We start from the raw sequence: 17,792 nt of genomic DNA, 5'->3' as shown, positions 1-17,792 counted from the left end.
ATTAGTGGCGGAAGTGGCGCATGCCGGTAAATACCATGGCAATGCCTGCTTCGTTAGCGGCATCAATCACTTCCTGGTCGCGCATGGAGCCGCCAGGCTGGATAACCGCCGTAATGCCCGCTGCTGCGGCGGCATCGATGCCGTCTCGGAAGGGGAAGAAGGCGTCAGAAGCCATCACTGAACCAGGAACGGAAAGCCCTTCATCTGCCGCTTTAATGCCGGCAATTTTAGCCGAGTAAACCCGGCTCATTTGGCCTGCGCCTACGCCAATCGTTTGGCCTGCTTTGGCGTAAACAATCGCATTGGATTTCACGAACTTTGCTACTCGCCATGCAAAGGCAAGGTCGCGGATTTCTTCTTCAGACGGAGCGCGTTCGCTTACCACGGTAAGCTCATCTTCAGTGACCATGCCTTGATCACGATCCTGCACCAGCAGGCCGCCATTCACGCGTTTGAAGTCAAATGCAGGCTGCGCCGTACCGGGCCAATGAGCGCTTACGTCCAGTAGGCGCACGTTCTGCTTCTCGGCCACAATGGCGGCTGCGTCGTCGCTGACCCCTGGAGCGATAATGACTTCGACAAACTGGCGGTCAATAATCGCGCGTGCAGTCTTGGCATCCAGCGGTACATTGAAGGCGATAATGCCGCCAAAGGCGCTGGTCGGGTCGGTCGCGAAAGCTTTCTCGTAAGCTTCCAGAGCCGTTGCGCCCACGGCAACGCCGCAAGGGTTGGCGTGCTTGACGATGACACAGGCGGTATTCTCAAAGGCTTTTACGCACTCAAACGCCGCGTCAGTGTCAGCCACGTTATTGAAAGAGAGCGGTTTGCCTTGAAGCGTTTTGGCCGTAGCAACGCTTGGCTCGCTGGCGGCGGGGTCCACATAGAAAGCCGCTTTCTGATGCGGGTTTTCACCGTAACGCATGTCCTGCTTTTTATGCAGCTGCAGGTTGAAGGTGCGGGCAAAGGTGGCGTCTTCGCTGGCTACCTGACGGCCAAGATAGTCGGCGATGGCGCCGTCGTAACCAGCGGTATGCTCAAACGCTTTAACGGCTAGATCAAAACGGGTGGCGGCGCTCACTTGGCCAGAGTGGTCATTAAGTTCGCCCAGTACCCGGTCGTAGTCGCTGGCGTTAACCACAATCGTAGTATACGCGTGGTTTTTGGCGCAGGCACGTACCATGGTGGGGCCACCGATATCGATATTCTCGATGGCGTCTTCTAGCGTGCAGTCTGGCTTGGCGACCGTGGCGGCAAAGGGGTAAAGATTCACCACCACCATGTCGATTGGTGAGATGTCATTCTCCGCCATGACAGCGTCGTCCTGGCCGCGGCGTGCCAAAATGCCGCCGTGAATTTTTGGATGCAGTGTTTTAACGCGTCCATCCATAATCTCTGGAAAACCGGTGTGCTCAGATACTTCCTTAACCGCAATACTGTTCTCTTGCAGTAAGCGGAAGGTGCCGCCAGTGGATAGCAGCTCGACGCCATGTTCGGCGAGGCCGCGGGCAAACTCTACGATGCCAGTTTTATCGGATACGCTCAGCAGGGCGCGGCGAACGGGGGTAGCGGTACTATCGGCCATAAGGGTGCTCGTCGTGTGCAGGTCGGAGTTTAAAACAACAACGCCCCTTTAAGGGGCGTCACTTTCAATTAATCCATACAGCTTAAGCTTTTTGCGCAGCGTGCCACGGTTTAAACCAAGCACATCCGCCGCGCGCGTTTGGTTGCCATCGGTGTGCTCCATCACGCATGCCAACAGAGGAGCTTCCACCTCTGCCATCACCATGGCATACAAATCGGTAGTTTGGCTGCCATCGAGATGTTCGAAGTAGCGGCGCATTGCCATCTCAACCGCTTCTCTTAGCGGCTGTGGCTGGGCACTGTCGGAAGGGTCTGCTAGCGTGCCAGAGAGATGGGAGGAGCGTTCGCTGGAGAGCAGGTTGCGTTCAGTCATGCCGCATGGCTTCCTTTGGCTAGCAGACGCTGAGCGGCGTCGTGGGTCATGGCGTTATTAATCCAGTCAAACTGCGCTTCAGTCGAGGCAAGGGCATTAAACTGCTGCTTGAGTGCTCGCTGTTCAGCGTCTGAAAAGCGCTGGTCGTCATTGAGATACCAGCCGACATGTTTGCGTGCGATGCGTACGCCCATGGTGTCGCCATAGAACGCATGCAGTGCCTGCAGATGCTCAAGTAGTATCTGGCAGCGCTCTGTCAAACTGGGTGGTGCTAACCGTTCACCATGAGTTAAGTAGTGGGTGATCTGTTGAAAAATCCACGGATTTCCCTGAGCGCCTCGGCCTATCATTACGGCATCTGCGCCGGTATAGCGCAACACATAGGCAGCCTTTTCGGGCGACGTGATATCGCCGTTGGCAATCACCGGGATAGCAAGGTGTGACTTAATCTCAGCAATCGTGTCGTATTCAGCCTCACCAGTATAGCGCTGTTCCCGGTGACGGCCATGGACAGCCAAAGCCTGAATGCCTGCAGACTCTGCCAGTTTGGCAATGCGCAGTGCATTGTTCGACGCAGCGCACCAGCCGGTGCGTATCTTGAGCGTGACGGGAATATCCACTGAGCTCACTACGGCATCTAAAATCTCAGCAACTAGCGCTTCATCGCGCATTAGGGCAGAGCCCGCCGCCTTGTTGCAGACCTTTTTCGCTGGGCAGCCCATGTTGATGTCGATGATTTGCGCGCCAAGCTCAGCATTAAGTCGGGCGGCCTGGGCCAGCATCTCGGCATCGCCACCGGCAATTTGCACTACCCGGGGGGCGGGCTCGCCTTGATGATCCATGCGTAGCTGAGATTTACGGGTATGCCATAGTGAAGGGTCAGCGGTGACCATTTCACCCACCACCCAGCCAGCCCCTAGCCGACGGCAGAGCTGGCGAAACGGGCGGTCGGTGACGCCCGCCATGGGGGCCAGCATTACCGGGTTAGGCAGTTGGTAAGGCCCAATCGCAGGTGGCGAAGTAATCATCAAGGTCATTGCGGTGCACTTTGGTAGGCATGAAATCGACGAGTAGGACGTTTCAAGGGGGCGTATGATACGCCTACTCGGCAAGGGATTGAAGGCCAATTCCGATTTTATGCGGGGCGGCGGCCTGTCAACCGCACCCAGCCTTCGCGCACGGTGGGTTCATCCATATAAAGCCCTTGGGCTTCGTAGGCTTCCAGCACGTCTGAGGCTTGATTGGCCAGTATGCCGGATAGTGCAATGTGACCACCGGGCGCTACGTGGCTAGCAATCATGCTAGAAAGCTCGACCAGCGGTCCCGCTAGAATATTGGCCGTGACGATGGGGTAGGAGCCGCCTTTGAGTTGTTCTGGGTAGTAGAGCGCGAGCTGCGCCGCGCCAATAGCATTACGCTCCGCGTTTTCGCGGCTGGCTTGTAGCGCTTGTGGGTCAATATCCGTGCCGTCTGCATGGGTCGCGCCTAACTTCAGCGCCGCAATGGCGAGGATGCCTGACCCACAGCCTACATCCAGTACGGCTTTGCCCTGCAGTTCATTACGCACGGCTAAACTATCCAGCCACTCAAGGCATAGCGCGGTGGTCGGATGTGTGCCTGTACCAAACGCGAGGCCCGGATCAAGGATTAAATTGACCGCGCCAGCTTCGGGCGGCTCATGCCAACTAGGCACAATCCATAACCGTTCACCCATGCGAAGAGGGGTGAAATCATCCATCCACTCTCGCTCCCAGTCACGGTCCGCCAGCAGCTCGTATTCAATGGTCGGGCACGGCTCACCGGGCACTTGCTCAGCCCAGGCGGCTTCAATACGGCTTATCATGTCGTTGATGCCGTCGAGATCATCATAGAGGCCCGTCAAAATGGTGTCTTGCCATAGTGGGGTTGTGCCGCGCTCGGGCTCAAAGACGGGATCGTCGTGGGCGTCCTGTAGGCCAATGGCCGTCGCGCCCTCCTCGAGCAGCAGCTCTTCGAGGAGGTCGGCTTGTTCGGGGGCGACGTGTGCTTTTAATTGCAGCCAGGGCATCGGGGGTCTCCACGGCGTTTTAGAGGATAAAGGAACAAGCGAAATTGCGATATAACTAGGACAAAACAGCAGCGGGGTGGCGATGGCCACCCCGCAGAAACACCCGCCAAGCGGCAGGCGTAGTAGCAACCTATGGCTTAGCTGCTTAGTTTCTTTTCCAGGTAGTGAATATTGACACCACCCTGGCGGAAGTAGCTATCCCGCACCAGATCTTTCTGAAGGTCGATATTGGTCTTGATGCCTTCGACCAGCAGCTCATCGAGCGCGTTGCGCATGCGCGTTAAAGCGATCTCGCGGTCAGCGCCCCAGGTAATCAATTTACCAATCAGGGAGTCGTAGTGCGGCGGAACGGTATAGCCGGTGTAAAGGTGGGAGTCCATTCGAACGCCTAGGCCACCGGGTGCGTGGAACAGTGTGACTTTGCCAGGAGAGGGCATAAAGGTACGCGAATCTTCGGCATTGATACGGCACTCAAAGGAGTGACCGTTCAGCTTTACATCTTCCTGGCGAATTGAGAGCGGCATGCCTGAAGCAATACGCAGCTGCTCTTTAACGATATCCACGCCCGTGACCATTTCTGTCACCGGGTGCTCTACCTGTACGCGGGTGTTCATTTCGATGAAGAAGAACTCACCGTCTTCGTATAGGAACTCGAACGTACCCGCACCGCGGTAGTTAATCTCGATGCACGCCTGGCGGCAGGCTTCGAGCACTTTAGCACGGGCTTCTGGATCAATACCTGGGGCCGGTGCTTCTTCGAGTACTTTCTGGTGGCGGCGCTGTAGCGAGCAGTCGCGGTCATACAGGTGAATAGCATTGCCCTGGCCATCAGCCAGCACCTGAACTTCCACATGGCGAGGCTTCTCGAGAAACTTCTCCATATAAACCGTGCCATCGCCAAAAGCGGAATGGGCTTCGGTGCGGGTAACGGTAATGGCGGAGAGTAGGTGGCCTTCGGTATGCACAACACGCATGCCGCGTCCACCACCACCGGCAGCCGCCTTAATGATGACTGGGTAGCCAATGCGACGTGCAGTGGCCAGGTTAGTGGCGTCATCATCACCTAGCGGGCCGTCGGAACCGGGTACTGTCGGTACGCCAGCGGCCTTCATGGCTTCAATCGCGCTGACTTTATCGCCCATCAGGCGAATGGTTTCAGCGCGTGGGCCAATAAAAGTGAAGCCCGAACGCTCCACCTGCTCGGCAAAGTTGGCGTTCTCAGATAGGAAGCCATAGCCGGGATGAATGGCGCTAGAGTCAGTCACTTCAGCCGCGCTGATCAGCGCAGGGATGTTTAAGTACGATTGCGCCGAAGAGGCAGGGCCAATGCAGACGGCTTCATCGGCAAGACGAACGTGCATCAGTTCGCGGTCTGCTTTGGAGTGAACCGCAACGGTTTTAATCCCTAGCTCTTTACATGCGCGTAAGATACGAAGGGCTATCTCGCCGCGGTTCGCGATAAGTACCTTGTCCAGCATGGGAGAATCCACCCGTGTTGATATGAGAGATTAAGCGAGGACGATCATCGGTTGATCAAATTCCACCGGCTCGCCATCTTCCACTAGGATGGCCTCAACCACGCCGTCGCGGTCGGCTTCAATCTGGTTCATCATTTTCATAGCTTCAACGATACACACAGTGTCGCCTTGCTTCACTGTGTCGCCTACTTCAACGAATGCTTTCGCACCTGGTGCCGGGCTGCGATAGAAGGTACCTACCATCGGCGAGTTAACTGCTTCACCGCGATAGCTAGCGCCTTGAGGTTCGGCATCGGCGGGGGTAGTGGCCACCGGCGCTTGAGGAGCAGCAGGCGCGGGCTGCGCGTACTGAGGCATCGGTTGCGGCTGCCACGCAGTGCCGTTGGGGTGACGGCTGATACGAACCGATTCTTCACCTTCCTGAATTTCGATTTCACTGATGTTGGACTCTTCCAGCAGCTCAATCAGTTTTTTAACTTTGCGAATATCCATTCGTATAGCCCCAAAAGTTGATCAAAGTAACACGTCGTCACAGGAGAGATATGCCTGCTAGGCGCGGCGCTTTTAAGTGCAGTAAACCAAATTTAAAAATGAAGAGAACGCAGCACGATGGCGAACGTTAACCCAGACTCAGTGCTAAAAGATGGGTTTTTTAGCAAATATGGCTGTGGAGTTTGCCGAAAAAGTCACCCACTGTCCAGTAGCCGCGGTAATGTGTGTGATATTTGCGACTTAAACAACTGTTTGACGACGATCGCGACACGGCAGCTTAAAAATGTGTTCAAAGCCGGTTGCACTGTCGCAACCGACCATGAGTTCATCTTTTATCCCTGCTGCCAGCGCTTGAACGAGTCGAGATGCTGAACGAGGTCTTGAGCAGTCACTTCGCCCTGAATGCGAGCTTCGCGCACTTCCTTGCCCTGGCTAAAGAGTAGCAGGCTGGGCGGGCCAAAAAGGTTGAAATGATTGAGCAGTTCGCGACTTTGTGCATTGGTCTCTGTCACATCGACCGCGATTAGTTGAAAATCGTTCAATGCAGCGGCGACTTGAGGATCAGGATAGACCTCTCGCTCCATCAGTTTGCAGGAGATACACCACTCTGCCGTGAAGTGGGCAAACACGGGCTGCCCCGCTTGAGAGGCTTGCTCCAGCTCAGACTGTAGTGCGCTGAGACTGTCGACTTCTTCAAAGATTGGAGTGGTAGCGGCTTCCCCTGTACTAGAAGTGGTCACCGATAGCGGTCGTAATGGATTGCTGCCTCCTTGGGCGGCGCCCAACACGAGTGCTACCCCCCAGGCCAACAGCATTAACCCCGCCGTTTGCCGGGCTTTTGCCCAGCCGTGAGAGGGCGATGTATTCAGTGCGCCAAGGGTAAGGGCACTGCCGATTGCTAGGGCCGCCCACAGCAGAAGAGAGATTGATGGCGCAATTAAACGCTCAATCATCCAAATCGCTATACCTAATAACAACAGCCCGAAAGCAATTTTAACGCCATTCATCCAGCCGCCAGAGCGGGGTAGCAGCGTTGCGCCGAAGGTGCCCACAAGCAATAAAGGGAGCCCCATGCCAAGTCCAAGCGCAAACAGCACTGCGCCACCCATAATGGCGTCCCCAGTGGAAGAGATAAATACCAAGGCGCCCGCTAGCGGAGCCGTTACGCAGGGAGACACCACTAGCACTGACAGCGCACCCGCCACCGCCAAGCCCAGTGGGCCGCTGCGCTGGGCGCGGGCTTGCCAAGAGTCTACTTTGCTGGCGATTCGCGGTGACATGCGAAGGTCAAAGGCGCCAAACATTGCCAAAGCGAACAGGGTAAACAGAATGGCAAAAGTAATTAAAACGGGGGCGGACTGTAAATGTGCCTGGAGGTTGAGCCCCGCACCAAATAGCCCCATTAGCACGCCCACCAAGGCATAGGTAATGGCCATGCCGAGTACATAGCTGGCTGACAGGACAAAAGCGCGGGGCTTGGTGGGGTTCTGGCCAACCACGATGGACGACAGAATGGGAATCATAGGCAGCACACAGGGCGTAAAGGTGAGCCCAATACCCACGAGGAAAAAGAGCCCTAAGGCGAGCGGTAGGCTGGTATCACTAATCAGCGCGCTGAATTTGCTATCTTCACTTTGCGGGGCGGAGAAGCCAGCGTTCTCGCCCGATTGAGTCGCTGCGCTGCTTGGGGTAGGTTCACCCGTGCTTGTTTGATTTGGAGAGCTTTGTTCGCTCTCATACTGCCAGTTGGCAAACGTGCTGGGCGGTGACGTTTCTGCGGCTTCAAGGGTGATACGCTCAGGTGGGTAGCATAACCCCGCATCGGCGCATCCCTGAAAGGTCAGCTCGATACTGATTGGCCCGCTATAAGGGGCGCTCAGCGGAACATCAAAAACGAGCTGATCGCGAAAAACGTACACATCCCCCATAAATTGATCGGTGGTGAATGAGCCCTGTGGAATGATGGGGTCTTCTAAGTCGACCGATGCCTGCTGGCTCGTGACGTCAAGCTGGTGGCGGTACAAATAGTACTCATCGGCAATATCGACCCCGATGCTGAGCGTATCACCATCGTGCCAAGCGCTGGGCTGGAAGGCTTCCATTACCGGCAGGAAGTCGCTCTGATTGCTAGAAGAGAACCACTGCCCGTGGGCCAATAAAGGTAGCCAGCACAACAAAAAAAATAGGCTAAAACGTTGCATGAGTAACACGGAGTATCCTTACGCGTTGGTAACAGGTTGGGTGCAAAGAGGCAGGATAGCGCACCTGTTGAGATTAGCGCATTTACTGCGGTGACGTGACGCGGTGCTTCATGCTCCGTTAATGTAAACGCAAAAGGCCGCTTCTCTAAAGGCGGCCTTTGCAATCAGTGTCGTGACGCTAATTACGCTTTTTTGTAAGCTGCGGCCGACTTTTCAATGGCCTTGCGAGCGGCTTCAACGCCTTCCCAAGACTCAACTTTGACCCACTTGCCTTTTTCGAGGTCTTTGTAGTTCTCGAAGAAGTGAGCAATTTGCTGGCGCAGCAGTTCGGGGAGGTCAGTCACTTCCTGCACGTCATCATACAGCGTTGAGAGTTTCGGGTGCGGCACGCATACCAGCTTGGCGTCTTCGCCGGCTTCGTCGGTCATGTTCAGAATGCCCACCGGACGCGCGCGAATGATGCTGCCAGGCGCTACCGGATGAGGGGTCACTACCAGCGCGTCTAGCGGGTCACCGTCGTCGGCCAGCGTGTGCGGGATAAAGCCGTAGTTGGCCGGGTAGAACATGGGCGTGGCCATGAAACGGTCAACGAGGAGGGCACCCATATCTTTGTCGATTTCATACTTAATCGGCGCGTGGTTAGCAGGAATTTCGATCGCCACGTAGATATCGTTGGGCAGATCCTTTCCAGCGGGGATGTTATCAAAGTTCATCGTTGGTTCCTTGGCTTGGCTTTTCTTACCTATTGCAGAGCGCAGTAGCTAAGCAGTTGATGCATTGCATTAATGGTGAAGAATTATACGAACATGGTCGATAGATTACCAATGCGACATAGGTGTTTAGCGGCGTGGATGTTGAAGTTCATTGCGATTTAAGGGGATGTCTCATATTAGTCGGCTTGATGCACTTCCAGGCAGTCACGCGCCATGAGTAGGGTTTTTGTACCGTTCGCGACGTTTGGTGGGCATCGTTTCACTGTGCCAGCGTGTATGATAGCCCTGTGTGGTTGTGATGTTGGTGAAATGGTAGTTGCGATGGTGAGTCGTAAGCCTAGGAGGATGAGTTGGCGCACGCCCAGTTGCTAATTAGTTATGGTCAAGCGTTTGTTGCCCCGGAGCGGCGGCAGCACCGCAGCTCAATGTCGGTGCGCCTGCCGGAAGCACCGCTGTTAAAAGTGAAGGGCGGCTGTGCGGTGATTAGTGACTCGATTTCCCGCAATACCATGGCCAAGCAGGCGGGAGATTTGAGCGTGCGCGGGTTTCTTGCGGATTACTACTCGACGCCTGAACACTGGGATACCAAAACCTCGGCTACCCGTGTGCTGCGTGCTCTTAATAGTTGGTGCTACAGCCAGAGCCAGCATGTTAAAGAGGGTGGCTTTGTTTCCTCACTCTCCGCGATGGTGTTTTTGGGCCGCGAAGGGCATCTGTTCCATATGGGCGATACGCTGGTATTTCGCTTACGTGGTGCCGAGTTTGAGCAGCTCACTCGTGACCATGTGACCGACGTAGGCGGCTATCGTTATCCCTCCCGCGCTTTGGGGATGGATGGCAGCGTCGACATCGACTACACCCATCTAGCGCTTAAACAGGGCGACCTGTTCGTATTCACTACCCAGGCGGTGCGCGGCACGCTGATGCCGTCGGACTACGTGCGGCTTATTCGCCAAGACGCCAGCGATTTGGATGCCGCCTGCGAGCGTTTGGCCAGTGAGGCAAAACAGCGCGCTCAGGAGCGCGGTTACGGCGGTGATCAGTTCTGCTTCCAACTATTGCGCATTGATGAGCTACCCGAAGAAGAAACCGACCATCCTGGCATGCTCTACGGTGATCTGCCAATCCCCCCTGAATTAGCTCCTGGCGAGCGCCTTGATGGGTTAGAGGTTCAGGCCGTGCTGTCACGAAACGCCCAATCTCGCGTTTACCGAGTCCGTGATGTGCATAGCGATCGCGTGATGGTGATGAAAGCGCCCAGCCCGGAACTTTCGCTGCGTAACGCCTATTTAGAGCATTTTTTGCTGCAGCAGTGGGTGGTAGAGCGGGTGAATTCACCCTTTGTAGTGAAAGTCATGGAACCCTCGCGCCCACGTCGCTACCTCTACTACCTCATGCAGAACGTAGAAGGTGAGACCCTGCGCCAATGGGCGGAACGCCACCCGCAAGCGAGCCTCGTCCAACGTCTCGATATTGCCAATCAGTTAGGCAAGGCAGTTCAAGCGCTGCATCACCGCGATATTATCCATCAGCAGGTTATGCCAGATAACGTGCTGATTGATCAGCATGGAAAGGTAGTGCTGGCGGATTTTAGCGCCTGCCACATGCGTGAAGTGGATGGCCATCGTCACTCAGGCGAACTGCTTCGCCAAATCGGCTTTAATGAGCACACGGCGCCAGAGTACGCCCTGGGCGACAGTGTGGGGCGACGCAGCGATCAGTACTCGCTGGCATCCACGGTTTATTGGCTGTTAACCGGAGAACTGCCCTATACCTTGACGCCGAATAAGCTGCGCTGTCATACCGATTTAGAAGAGCTCAGCTACCGTAGCGCTCGTACCATCAACCCGGAGATTACCCCCGCGTTGGATGAGGCACTGCGCCGAGCGCTGGACCCACAGCGGCCGCTGCGCTTTAGGCGCATGTCGGAGTTTCTTCACGCGCTACGTATCCCGTTAGGACGGATGCCTCAGCGAGAAGAGCCGCGGACGGAGTCCCGGCGCTTTTGGCAAGGCGTAGCGGGCATTTTGCTTTTGCTATTGGTGCTTTCCTGGCTGCTGCGTTAGGAAAGCGTCCAGTAGTCCACTCTATTCAGGACGGGACAATCAATTAAGAAGGGGCGATGACTGGTCATCGCCCCTTCTTCTAGGCCAGCGTTTCAGCCAGCCGAGAAGTTACAGTGTGAATTTAGGCAGCTTCTGCTCCACTTTCGCCAGCTTGAGCTTGGCGACTTTAGGCAGGCCATTCTCGAACGGCGGGAAGTCTTCGCCTTGGATCAGCGGCGAGAGGTAGTCTCGGCATGCTTGAGTAATGCCAAAGCCGTTCTCGCTGATGAAATCGCGAGGCATGAATTTCTCTTGGTTGGCAATTTGCGACAGCGGCGCAGAAATCACATCCCACTGGTAGGGGGTTTGTGAAATACGGCGGATCGCCGGCATCATGGAGTTCTTGCCTGCCAGTGCCAGCGTCACCGCTTCACGGCCCACTGCGTATGCTTGCTCAACGTCGGTTTTTGATGCTAAGTGGCGAGCCGCACGCTGTAGGTAGTCGGCCACGGCCCAGTGGTATTTGTAGCCTAAATCTTGCTTGATCATACCGGCCAGAGTGGGCGCAACGCCGCCTAGCTGGCGGTGACCGAAAGCATCGGTGTTACCCGCATCTGCCAGGAAGGTGCCGTCTTCGTAGCGCGCGCCTTCGGATACGACGATCACGCAGTAGCCGTACTTCTTAACGCTCTCATCCACTCGTGCCATGACCGCTTTACGGTTAAAGGACACTTCCGGAAAGATAATCAGGTGTGGCGGCTCGCCTTCACCTTCGCCTGCCAGTCCGCCTGCGGCGGCAATCCAGCCCGCATGGCGGCCCATCACTTCCAGCACGAACACTTTGGTGGACGTGGCGCACATGGAGGCGATATCCAGCGATGCTTCACGGGTAGACGTGGCAATGTACTTTGCGACGCTGCCAAAACCGGGGCTGTTGTCGGTAATGGGCAGGTCATTGTCGACGGTTTTAGGAACATGAATCGCGGTCAGCGGGTAACCAAGCTTTTCTGAAAGCTGTGAGACCTTTAGGCAGGTGTCGGCGCTGTCACCGCCACCGTTGTAGAAAAAATAGCGGATATCGTGCGCTTTGAAGACTTCGATCAGGCGCTCGTACTGGGCGCGGTGGGTATCAATATCCTTCAACTTGTAGCGGCACGAACCGAACGCACCGCCAGGCGTATGACGAAGTGCCGCAATGGCATCATCACTCTCTTGGGTGACATCGATCAGGTCTTCCGTCAGCGCACCAATAATGCCGTTATGGCCGGCATACACCTTGCCGATTTGGTCGGGGGCTTGCCGGCAAGCTTCGATAACGCCGCAGGCGCTGGCATTTATGACGGCGGTAACGCCACCGGACTGGGCGTAAAAGGCATTATGCTGGGCCATGGAAACGTCTCATCTCCTGAAAACGGGTGGTTTCATCGTTATTGACGGCAAGCGTTCGCTCCCTTGCTTGCCGATGCTTCACAGGCGCACTGAAAGTCGCCCTGTGAACCAAGCGCTCATAAATGACGCAAAGTTTAGCGTAAAGCTATTTCTGCTGCATTACATGCTGTTTCAAACCCGCCGCTGCGGGGGTTTTTAGCTGCCTGCGCGGATTACTCATCGCTACCGTCCAGCGCTTGTTCACGCTGGGCTAGTCGCCAGCCGCCCAAATCTTTATAGCGGTTAACCATTGCGCAAAACAGCTCAGCCGTGCGCTCGGTATCGTAACGCGCGGAGTGGGCTGCTTTGTTATCAAACTCAATGCCTGCCGCACGGCACGCTCTGGCCAGCACAGTTTGACCATACACAAACCCTGCGAGCGTCGCCGTATCAAAGCTTGAGAAGGGGTGAAACGGATTGCGTTTGATGTTGCAGCGGTTGGCCGCGGCATTCAGAAAGCCGTGGTCGAAGGCGGCATTGTGGCCGACGAGAATCGCTCGTGAGCAGCCGTGGGCTTTCAACGATTTGCGAATGGGCCGAAAGATCTCACCCAGTGCCTCAGACTCACTGAGTGCCACTTGGCGACGCAGCGGGTCATCCAGATTGATCCCTGTGAAGTCTAAAGCCGACTGCTCCACGTTGGCCCCCTCAAAGGGGTGGATGTGGTACGCATAGGTCGCGTCAGGCAGTAAATTACCGTCCGGGTCCATGGTGAGGGTGACAGCTGCAATTTCCAATACGGCGTCCGTTTGGGCATTAAACCCACCCGTCTCCAAATCAATGACAACCGGTAAATAACTGCGAAAACGCTGGGCCATCAATTCGCGGGCAATTGCCTCGCTCATGCAGCTCTCCTTAGTAAAGCGAGTAGTCGGTCAGAATCAGCGGCGAGTGTTTGCCGCTATGGTTGGGTGATTCTAGCAGCTTTACCCCTAAGGCGTCGTTGACGGTATTCGCTGAGCATTGAGAACGCTATACTGACGGTTTGAATAAACAGGTAGCGCTGGCTTAAGGGCGCTACCCTTTCTAGTGAACTGCTTTTTACAAGGAGCAAAGAATGTCCGATGTCAAAAAGGTTGTGCTGGCATATTCAGGCGGCCTGGACACATCCGTAATCGTTAAGTGGTTGCAAGAGACCTACAACTGCGAGGTAGTGACCTTTACTGCCGACATCGGTCAAGGTGAAGAAGTCGAGCCTGCTCGTGCCAAAGCGCAAGCGCTAGGCGTAAAAGAGATTTACATCGAAGACCTACGCGAAGAGTTCGTGCGTGACTACGTCTTCCCGATGTTCCGTGCGAACACTATTTATGAAGGTGAGTACCTGCTGGGCACCTCTATTGCTCGTCCGCTGATTGCCAAGCGCTTGATCGAAATTGCTAACGAAACCGGTGCAGACGCTATTTCTCACGGTGCGACGGGTAAAGGTAACGACCAGGTGCGTTTTGAGCTGGGCGGCTACGCGCTGAAGCCAGGCGTTAAAGTCATCGCGCCATGGCGCGAGTGGGATCTCACTTCACGCGAAAAGCTGATGGCTTACTGTGAAGAGCACAATATTCCGGTCGATTTCTCCAACAAGAAGAAGAAATCTCCCTACTCCATGGATGCTAACCTGCTGCACATCTCCTACGAAGGCGGCATTCTGGAAGATCCTTGGGCCGAAGCCGAAGAAGACATGTGGCGTTGGAGCGTTTCTCCTGAAGCCGCGCCAGAGCAGCCGACTTACGTTGAGCTGACGTACGAGAAAGGCGACATCGTTGCGATTGACGGCGAAGCGCTGAAGGCACATGAAGTGCTGGAGAAACTCAACAAGCTGGGTGGCGATAACGGCATTGGCCGCCTGGATATCGTTGAGAACCGCTATGTGGGCATGAAGTCGCGTGGCTGCTATGAAACGCCGGGAGGCACGATCATGCTGCGCGCTCACCGCGCGATCGAGTCACTGACGTTAGACCGTGAAGAGGCTCACCTGAAAGATCAGCTGATGCCCAAGTATGCCGAAGTGATCTACAACGGCTACTGGTGGAGCCCTGAGCGCCGCATGCTGCAAGCTGCTATTGACGAGACGCAGAAAAATGTCTCGGGTGTTGTCCGCATGAAGCTCTACAAAGGTAACGCTACGGTAGTCGGTCGTAAATCTGAGCAGTCGCTGTTTGATGAGTCTATCGCAACGTTTGAAGACGATGCGGGTGCTTACAATCAGAAAGATGCCGAAGGCTTTATCAAGCTGAATGCGCTGCGTCTTCGTATTGCCGCGGGCAAAGGTCGTCAGCAGAGCTAACGTTCAACAGTGGCCAGCCTCAGGGCTGGCCACTGCGTAACAGGAGCCGTTATGTTTAAGAAGTTGCTTTCAGGCTTATTTGGTTCGCAGGGCGGTGGTAACACGAGTACTGGCACCAAAGCGGCTGAACCGGTGGAGTATAAAGAGTATTTAATTATCTCCCAGCCCGATAACCAAAGCGGCCAGTACCGCGTGAGCGGCTGGATACGCAAACCCGATAGCCAAGGTGGCGCACAAGAGCACCGGTTTGAGCGTTCCGATATGTTGCCGGGGCGTGAGGCTTGTGATGCACTGATGGTGTCTAAAGCGCAGCGTTACATCGACGAGGTGGGCGATGCGATGTTCGAGCCCGACCCCCGCCGCGATAGCAGCACGGCTAGCTAATTATGGGCGTCCATTAGGGCGCGCACCTCATTGTTTACATAAAAGAGGCTTTCGGAAGTTCCAATACCATTTTGGTGCCACCTAATGGGGATTCGGTAGCCCATAGTTTGCCACCCAGGTGGTGAATTATAGCGCGGCTAATGGGCAAGCCTAAACCGCTGCCTTTGGGTCGGCCTTTTTCCGTAGTGTGCTCTCTCAGCTGGAGTTGATAAAACTTTTCAAAGACGTTTTCACGCTCTGACGGGGGAATGCCTGGGCCGTTATCCTCGACGCTTAGTTGAAAGGTATTATCAACCGGATAAACCGATAACCTAATGTTTGGGTGCTGGGGAGCAGCAAATTTCCGTGCATTCTCCAGTAAATTAATAATCACCTGTTCAAGACGGTCCGGGTCGGCAGTGACTATGGCAGGTGACGCTTCCGCAAAGAACTCAAATTCGACACTCTGTTCGTCATGTAAGCGGAAAATGGCATCGCTGCTCTGTTTGGCTAGCTTGGTTAAGTCAACCGCCACTGGTTTCATGGTTAATCGGCCGCTTTCAAGTCGCGCTAAATCCAAGATCTCCTCAATAAGTCGGGAAAGGCGCTGGCTTTCCAGTACCATAATGCTGAGAAATTGTTGTCGTTTATCGGCCGCGATATCGGGTGTATCGCGTAAAATTTCTGCAAATGATCGTATAGATGTTAGTGGCGTGCGAAGTTCATGACTGATCATAGCGACAAACTCATCTTTCATGCGATCAAGCTCACGTAGCCGTTCGTTAGCGCTGCGTAGCTCTTCACCGACACGAGCTAGTTCCTGGGACTTTTGCTCTAATTGGCGGTTGTACTCTAAGGCCTGGGAGGTGGTGTCTAAAATAGTGAGCACTGACTCTACATCTACTGCTTCACCACGTAAGACCGAGTTGATTAATACGCTGGCGGATGCGCTACCTAGGGAGCCAGCCAATGCCTGTTCAGCACGAGTGATTAGTGCCTTAGACGCTGGCCGCTGATAAGCATCGGTCTCGGTATCAGGTTGTGCCGTTTGGGATGCAAAGACACGCTGAGTTGCCATACTTCCCAAATACCGAATTAACAGTGCATGGAGTGCGCCTTCGGTGGTTTCACCTTGCCAGAGTGAAGTGGTTTGCAGATTGGGGTGCATTGCCTCGGTAAATAGTGCGGCCTGAGTCTGCTCTAGTGGTGTAGGACGAGTGAATAATGATACGCCAATCAGCAAACTAACATTAACTAGCATGCTCCAAAACAGTGAATGCGTATAAATATCCCATCCGGTTAGCCCCAGCAGCGCGTAAGGTGATAGCCAACTGATTTCCCAAGGGCCCTGGGTAATTAACGTCTCTTTCAGCCAGCCCGACTGTGCAAACCCCGGCAGCAGCAGCGTATAGAACCAGATAAAAAATCCAGCGAGCAGCCCTAACGTTGCCCCCTGGCGCGTTGCCCCGCGCCAGTAAAGCCCGATGAGCAGTGCAGGGGCAAACTGGGCCACTCCCGCAAAAGAGACCAGTCCGATGGTTACCAGGCTGTAGCTATCGCCGATCAGCGCATGGTAGAGATAGCCCATGAGTAGAATCAGTAAAATGGCGATGCGCCGAATGTTGAGTAGCCAGTCGGCAAGCCGGCCATGGCGCTCAATATAAAGGTGCTTTACTTTCAGCAGCAGAGGCATAATGAGCTGATTGCTGACCATGGTAGAGAGGGCAATCGTCTCAACAATGACCATGCCGGTGGCGGCTGAAAGACCACCGATAAAGACTAACAGCGGCAAACCTTCTAGCCCCGCAGAGAGGGGCAGCGTGAGCACGAAGCTATCGGGATCGCCCTCGCCAAGTAGCAGCCCGGCTAAGGCAATCGGGATGACAAACAGGTTAATCAACAGCAAATAGAGCGGGAATAGCCAGCTGGCGCGATGGAGGTGCTGCTCGTCGACATTCTCCACCACGAGAACCTGGAACTGCCGGGGTAGTGTAAAGAAGGCCAGAAATGCCAGTAGCAGCATACCCACCCAGCCCGTTGCGCCGCCAGGTACGTTTTCTAGGCGCATGCTATTGATTAATGCTGGTGTAGCAGCGACTTCGGCCAAGAGGGCGCCTGGCCCTGCAAACATGATGAACGTGACAAATACGCCTACTGCCAGAAAGGCGATCAGTTTCACCAGGGACTCTACGGCAATGGCGGCCACCATCCCTTCGTGGCGCTCGCTGGCATCTAAGTGACGGGTGCCAAAAAGAATAATAAACACCGCCAGCACCATCGCTATCCAAAAAGAGCGGTCCATCCAGAAGCGTTCGTTCTCTAGCGTGATATCGGCACCCAGTGGGTAGTTCATCAGCACCGCATGACTCACCGTGATAGCTTTTAGCTGAAGCGCGATATAAGGGGTGATGGTGATGAGCGCCATGATGGCCACGAGTGCCCCTAAACGGGAGCTTTTGCCGTAGCGGGCGCTGATAAAGTCGGCAATCGAGGTAATGCGCTGCTGTGCGGCAATGCGCACCATTTTGCGTAGTGTAAAAGGGGCTAACAGCATCGCCAGTGTCGGCCCCAGGTAAATCAGTAGGAAGCTAGGGCCATACTGTGCTGCGCGGCCAACGCTGCCGTAAAACGTCCAGGCAGTACAGTAAACCGCGATAGAGAGGGCATAGACCGTAGGCGAGCCAATCAGCGAGCGGCCCTGTTCGGCGCGCCGGTCTCCCCAGGCGGCGACCATAAAGAGCAGGGCCAAATAGCAAAAGGCGGTACCAATCACTACCCAATCGCCGCGCATGG

At 55.1% G+C, this 17,792-nt stretch carries 14 protein-coding genes; 3 read left to right on the top strand and 11 right to left on the bottom strand.

Translation table 11 applies throughout. The features are described from left to right. Position 1: 1 nt before the first annotated feature. The 8 genes from purH to ppa all read right to left on the bottom strand — a co-directional run bounded on the left by purH (position 2) and on the right by ppa (position 8,885). Positions 2-1,582 carry a bifunctional phosphoribosylaminoimidazolecarboxamide formyltransferase/IMP cyclohydrolase gene (gene purH, locus NH344_RS02080; protein WP_089675700.1) on the bottom strand — a complete coding sequence of 527 codons (1,581 nt, stop codon included), beginning with the start codon at positions 1,580-1,582 and terminating at the stop codon, positions 2-4. Positions 1,583-1,630: 48 nt separating this feature from the next. Further along, the gene (gene fis, locus NH344_RS02075; protein ID WP_044627999.1) at positions 1,631-1,954 is read right to left on the bottom strand and encodes a DNA-binding transcriptional regulator Fis; all 324 of its coding nucleotides are present in this window, start codon (positions 1,952-1,954) and stop codon (positions 1,631-1,633) included. Beyond that, positions 1,951-2,991, bottom strand: a complete 1,041-nt coding sequence (dusB, locus tag NH344_RS02070) for a tRNA dihydrouridine synthase DusB (RefSeq protein ID WP_089675701.1) — start codon at positions 2,989-2,991, stop codon at positions 1,951-1,953. Before dusB ends, fis begins: the two co-directional genes overlap by 4 nt. A 98-nt stretch (positions 2,992-3,089) precedes the next feature. Beyond that, positions 3,090-4,001 (bottom strand): 50S ribosomal protein L11 methyltransferase, encoded by a 912-nt coding sequence (gene prmA / locus NH344_RS02065; RefSeq protein ID WP_089675702.1) that lies wholly within the window; start codon positions 3,999-4,001, stop codon positions 3,090-3,092. Positions 4,002-4,138: 137 nt separating this feature from the next. Continuing rightward, on the bottom strand, positions 4,139-5,479 hold the full coding sequence (accC, locus tag NH344_RS02060) for an acetyl-CoA carboxylase biotin carboxylase subunit (RefSeq protein WP_062360693.1): 1,341 nt from the start codon (positions 5,477-5,479) through the stop codon (positions 4,139-4,141). 30 nt (positions 5,480-5,509) lie between these two features. Next, complete coding sequence (gene accB, locus NH344_RS02055; RefSeq protein WP_062360695.1) at positions 5,510-5,971, bottom strand: acetyl-CoA carboxylase biotin carboxyl carrier protein; 462 nt, start codon at positions 5,969-5,971, stop codon at positions 5,510-5,512. A gap of 332 nt (positions 5,972-6,303) precedes the next feature. Further along, the gene (dsbD, locus tag NH344_RS02050) at positions 6,304-8,172 is read right to left on the bottom strand and encodes a protein-disulfide reductase DsbD (RefSeq protein WP_240312617.1); all 1,869 of its coding nucleotides are present in this window, start codon (positions 8,170-8,172) and stop codon (positions 6,304-6,306) included. A gap of 182 nt (positions 8,173-8,354) precedes the next feature. Continuing rightward, positions 8,355-8,885: an inorganic diphosphatase gene (gene ppa / locus NH344_RS02045; protein WP_044627994.1), complete on the bottom strand. Its 531-nt coding sequence runs from the start codon at positions 8,883-8,885 to the stop codon at positions 8,355-8,357. Between the two features lie 350 nt (positions 8,886-9,235). Here ppa and NH344_RS02040 point away from each other — a divergent pair, with 350 nt between their 5' ends. Next, entirely contained in the window at positions 9,236-10,951 is a 1,716-nt protein-coding gene (locus NH344_RS02040) for a bifunctional protein-serine/threonine kinase/phosphatase (RefSeq protein WP_253027483.1), read from the top strand. A 108-nt stretch (positions 10,952-11,059) separates the two neighbouring features. On the opposite strand, the gene NH344_RS02035 is transcribed toward NH344_RS02040, so the two are convergent. Then, positions 11,060-12,319, bottom strand: coding sequence for a 6-phosphofructokinase (locus tag NH344_RS02035; protein WP_044627992.1), 1,260 nt, complete (start codon positions 12,317-12,319; stop codon positions 11,060-11,062). 212 nt (positions 12,320-12,531) lie between these two features. Beyond that, on the bottom strand, positions 12,532-13,203 hold the full coding sequence (gene rnt / locus NH344_RS02030; protein ID WP_044627990.1) for a ribonuclease T: 672 nt from the start codon (positions 13,201-13,203) through the stop codon (positions 12,532-12,534). Positions 13,204-13,415: 212 nt separating this feature from the next. Here rnt and NH344_RS02025 point away from each other — a divergent pair, with 212 nt between their 5' ends. Together NH344_RS02025 and NH344_RS02020 are read left to right on the top strand one after the other, a co-directional pair. Further along, on the top strand, positions 13,416-14,636 hold the full coding sequence (locus NH344_RS02025; RefSeq protein ID WP_044627989.1) for an argininosuccinate synthase: 1,221 nt from the start codon (positions 13,416-13,418) through the stop codon (positions 14,634-14,636). Positions 14,637-14,687: 51 nt separating this feature from the next. Next, entirely contained in the window at positions 14,688-15,020 is a 333-nt protein-coding gene (locus NH344_RS02020) for an HlyU family transcriptional regulator (RefSeq protein ID WP_044627988.1), read from the top strand. Positions 15,021-15,054: 34 nt separating this feature from the next. On the opposite strand, the gene NH344_RS02015 is transcribed toward NH344_RS02020, so the two are convergent. Beyond that, on the bottom strand, positions 15,055-17,790 hold the full coding sequence (locus tag NH344_RS02015) for a sensor histidine kinase (protein ID WP_044627987.1): 2,736 nt from the start codon (positions 17,788-17,790) through the stop codon (positions 15,055-15,057). Between the last annotated feature and the right edge of the window lie 2 nt (positions 17,791-17,792).

The organism is Halomonas sp. Ps84H-12 (assembly GCF_024124725.1).
Classification (GTDB): Bacteria; Pseudomonadota; Gammaproteobacteria; order Pseudomonadales; family Halomonadaceae; genus Vreelandella; species Vreelandella aquamarina.
This window is presented reverse-complemented; position numbering and strand designations above follow the sequence as displayed.

Bases quoted from the DNA above. Each gene is read 5' to 3' on its own strand.
- purH (WP_089675700.1), bottom strand. From the start codon at position 1,582: ATGGCCGATAGTACCGCTACCCCCGTTCGCCGCGCCCTGCTGAGCGTA.
- fis (WP_044627999.1), bottom strand. From the start codon at position 1,954: ATGACTGAACGCAACCTGCTCTCCAGCGAACGCTCCTCCCATCTCTCT.
- dusB (WP_089675701.1), bottom strand. From the start codon at position 2,991: ATGACCTTGATGATTACTTCGCCACCTGCGATTGGGCCTTACCAACTG.
- prmA (WP_089675702.1), bottom strand. From the start codon at position 4,001: ATGCCCTGGCTGCAATTAAAAGCACACGTCGCCCCCGAACAAGCCGAC.
- accC (WP_062360693.1), bottom strand. From the start codon at position 5,479: ATGCTGGACAAGGTACTTATCGCGAACCGCGGCGAGATAGCCCTTCGT.
- accB (WP_062360695.1), bottom strand. From the start codon at position 5,971: ATGGATATTCGCAAAGTTAAAAAACTGATTGAGCTGCTGGAAGAGTCC.
- dsbD (WP_240312617.1), bottom strand. From the start codon at position 8,172: ATGCAACGTTTTAGCCTATTTTTTTTGTTGTGCTGGCTACCTTTATTG.
- ppa (WP_044627994.1), bottom strand. From the start codon at position 8,885: ATGAACTTTGATAACATCCCCGCTGGAAAGGATCTGCCCAACGATATC.
- NH344_RS02035 (WP_044627992.1), bottom strand. From the start codon at position 12,319: ATGGCCCAGCATAATGCCTTTTACGCCCAGTCCGGTGGCGTTACCGCC.
- rnt (WP_044627990.1), bottom strand. From the start codon at position 13,203: ATGAGCGAGGCAATTGCCCGCGAATTGATGGCCCAGCGTTTTCGCAGT.
- NH344_RS02025 (WP_044627989.1), top strand. From the start codon at position 13,416: ATGTCCGATGTCAAAAAGGTTGTGCTGGCATATTCAGGCGGCCTGGAC.
- NH344_RS02020 (WP_044627988.1), top strand. From the start codon at position 14,688: ATGTTTAAGAAGTTGCTTTCAGGCTTATTTGGTTCGCAGGGCGGTGGT.
- NH344_RS02015 (WP_044627987.1), bottom strand. From the start codon at position 17,790: ATGCGCGGCGATTGGGTAGTGATTGGTACCGCCTTTTGCTATTTGGCC.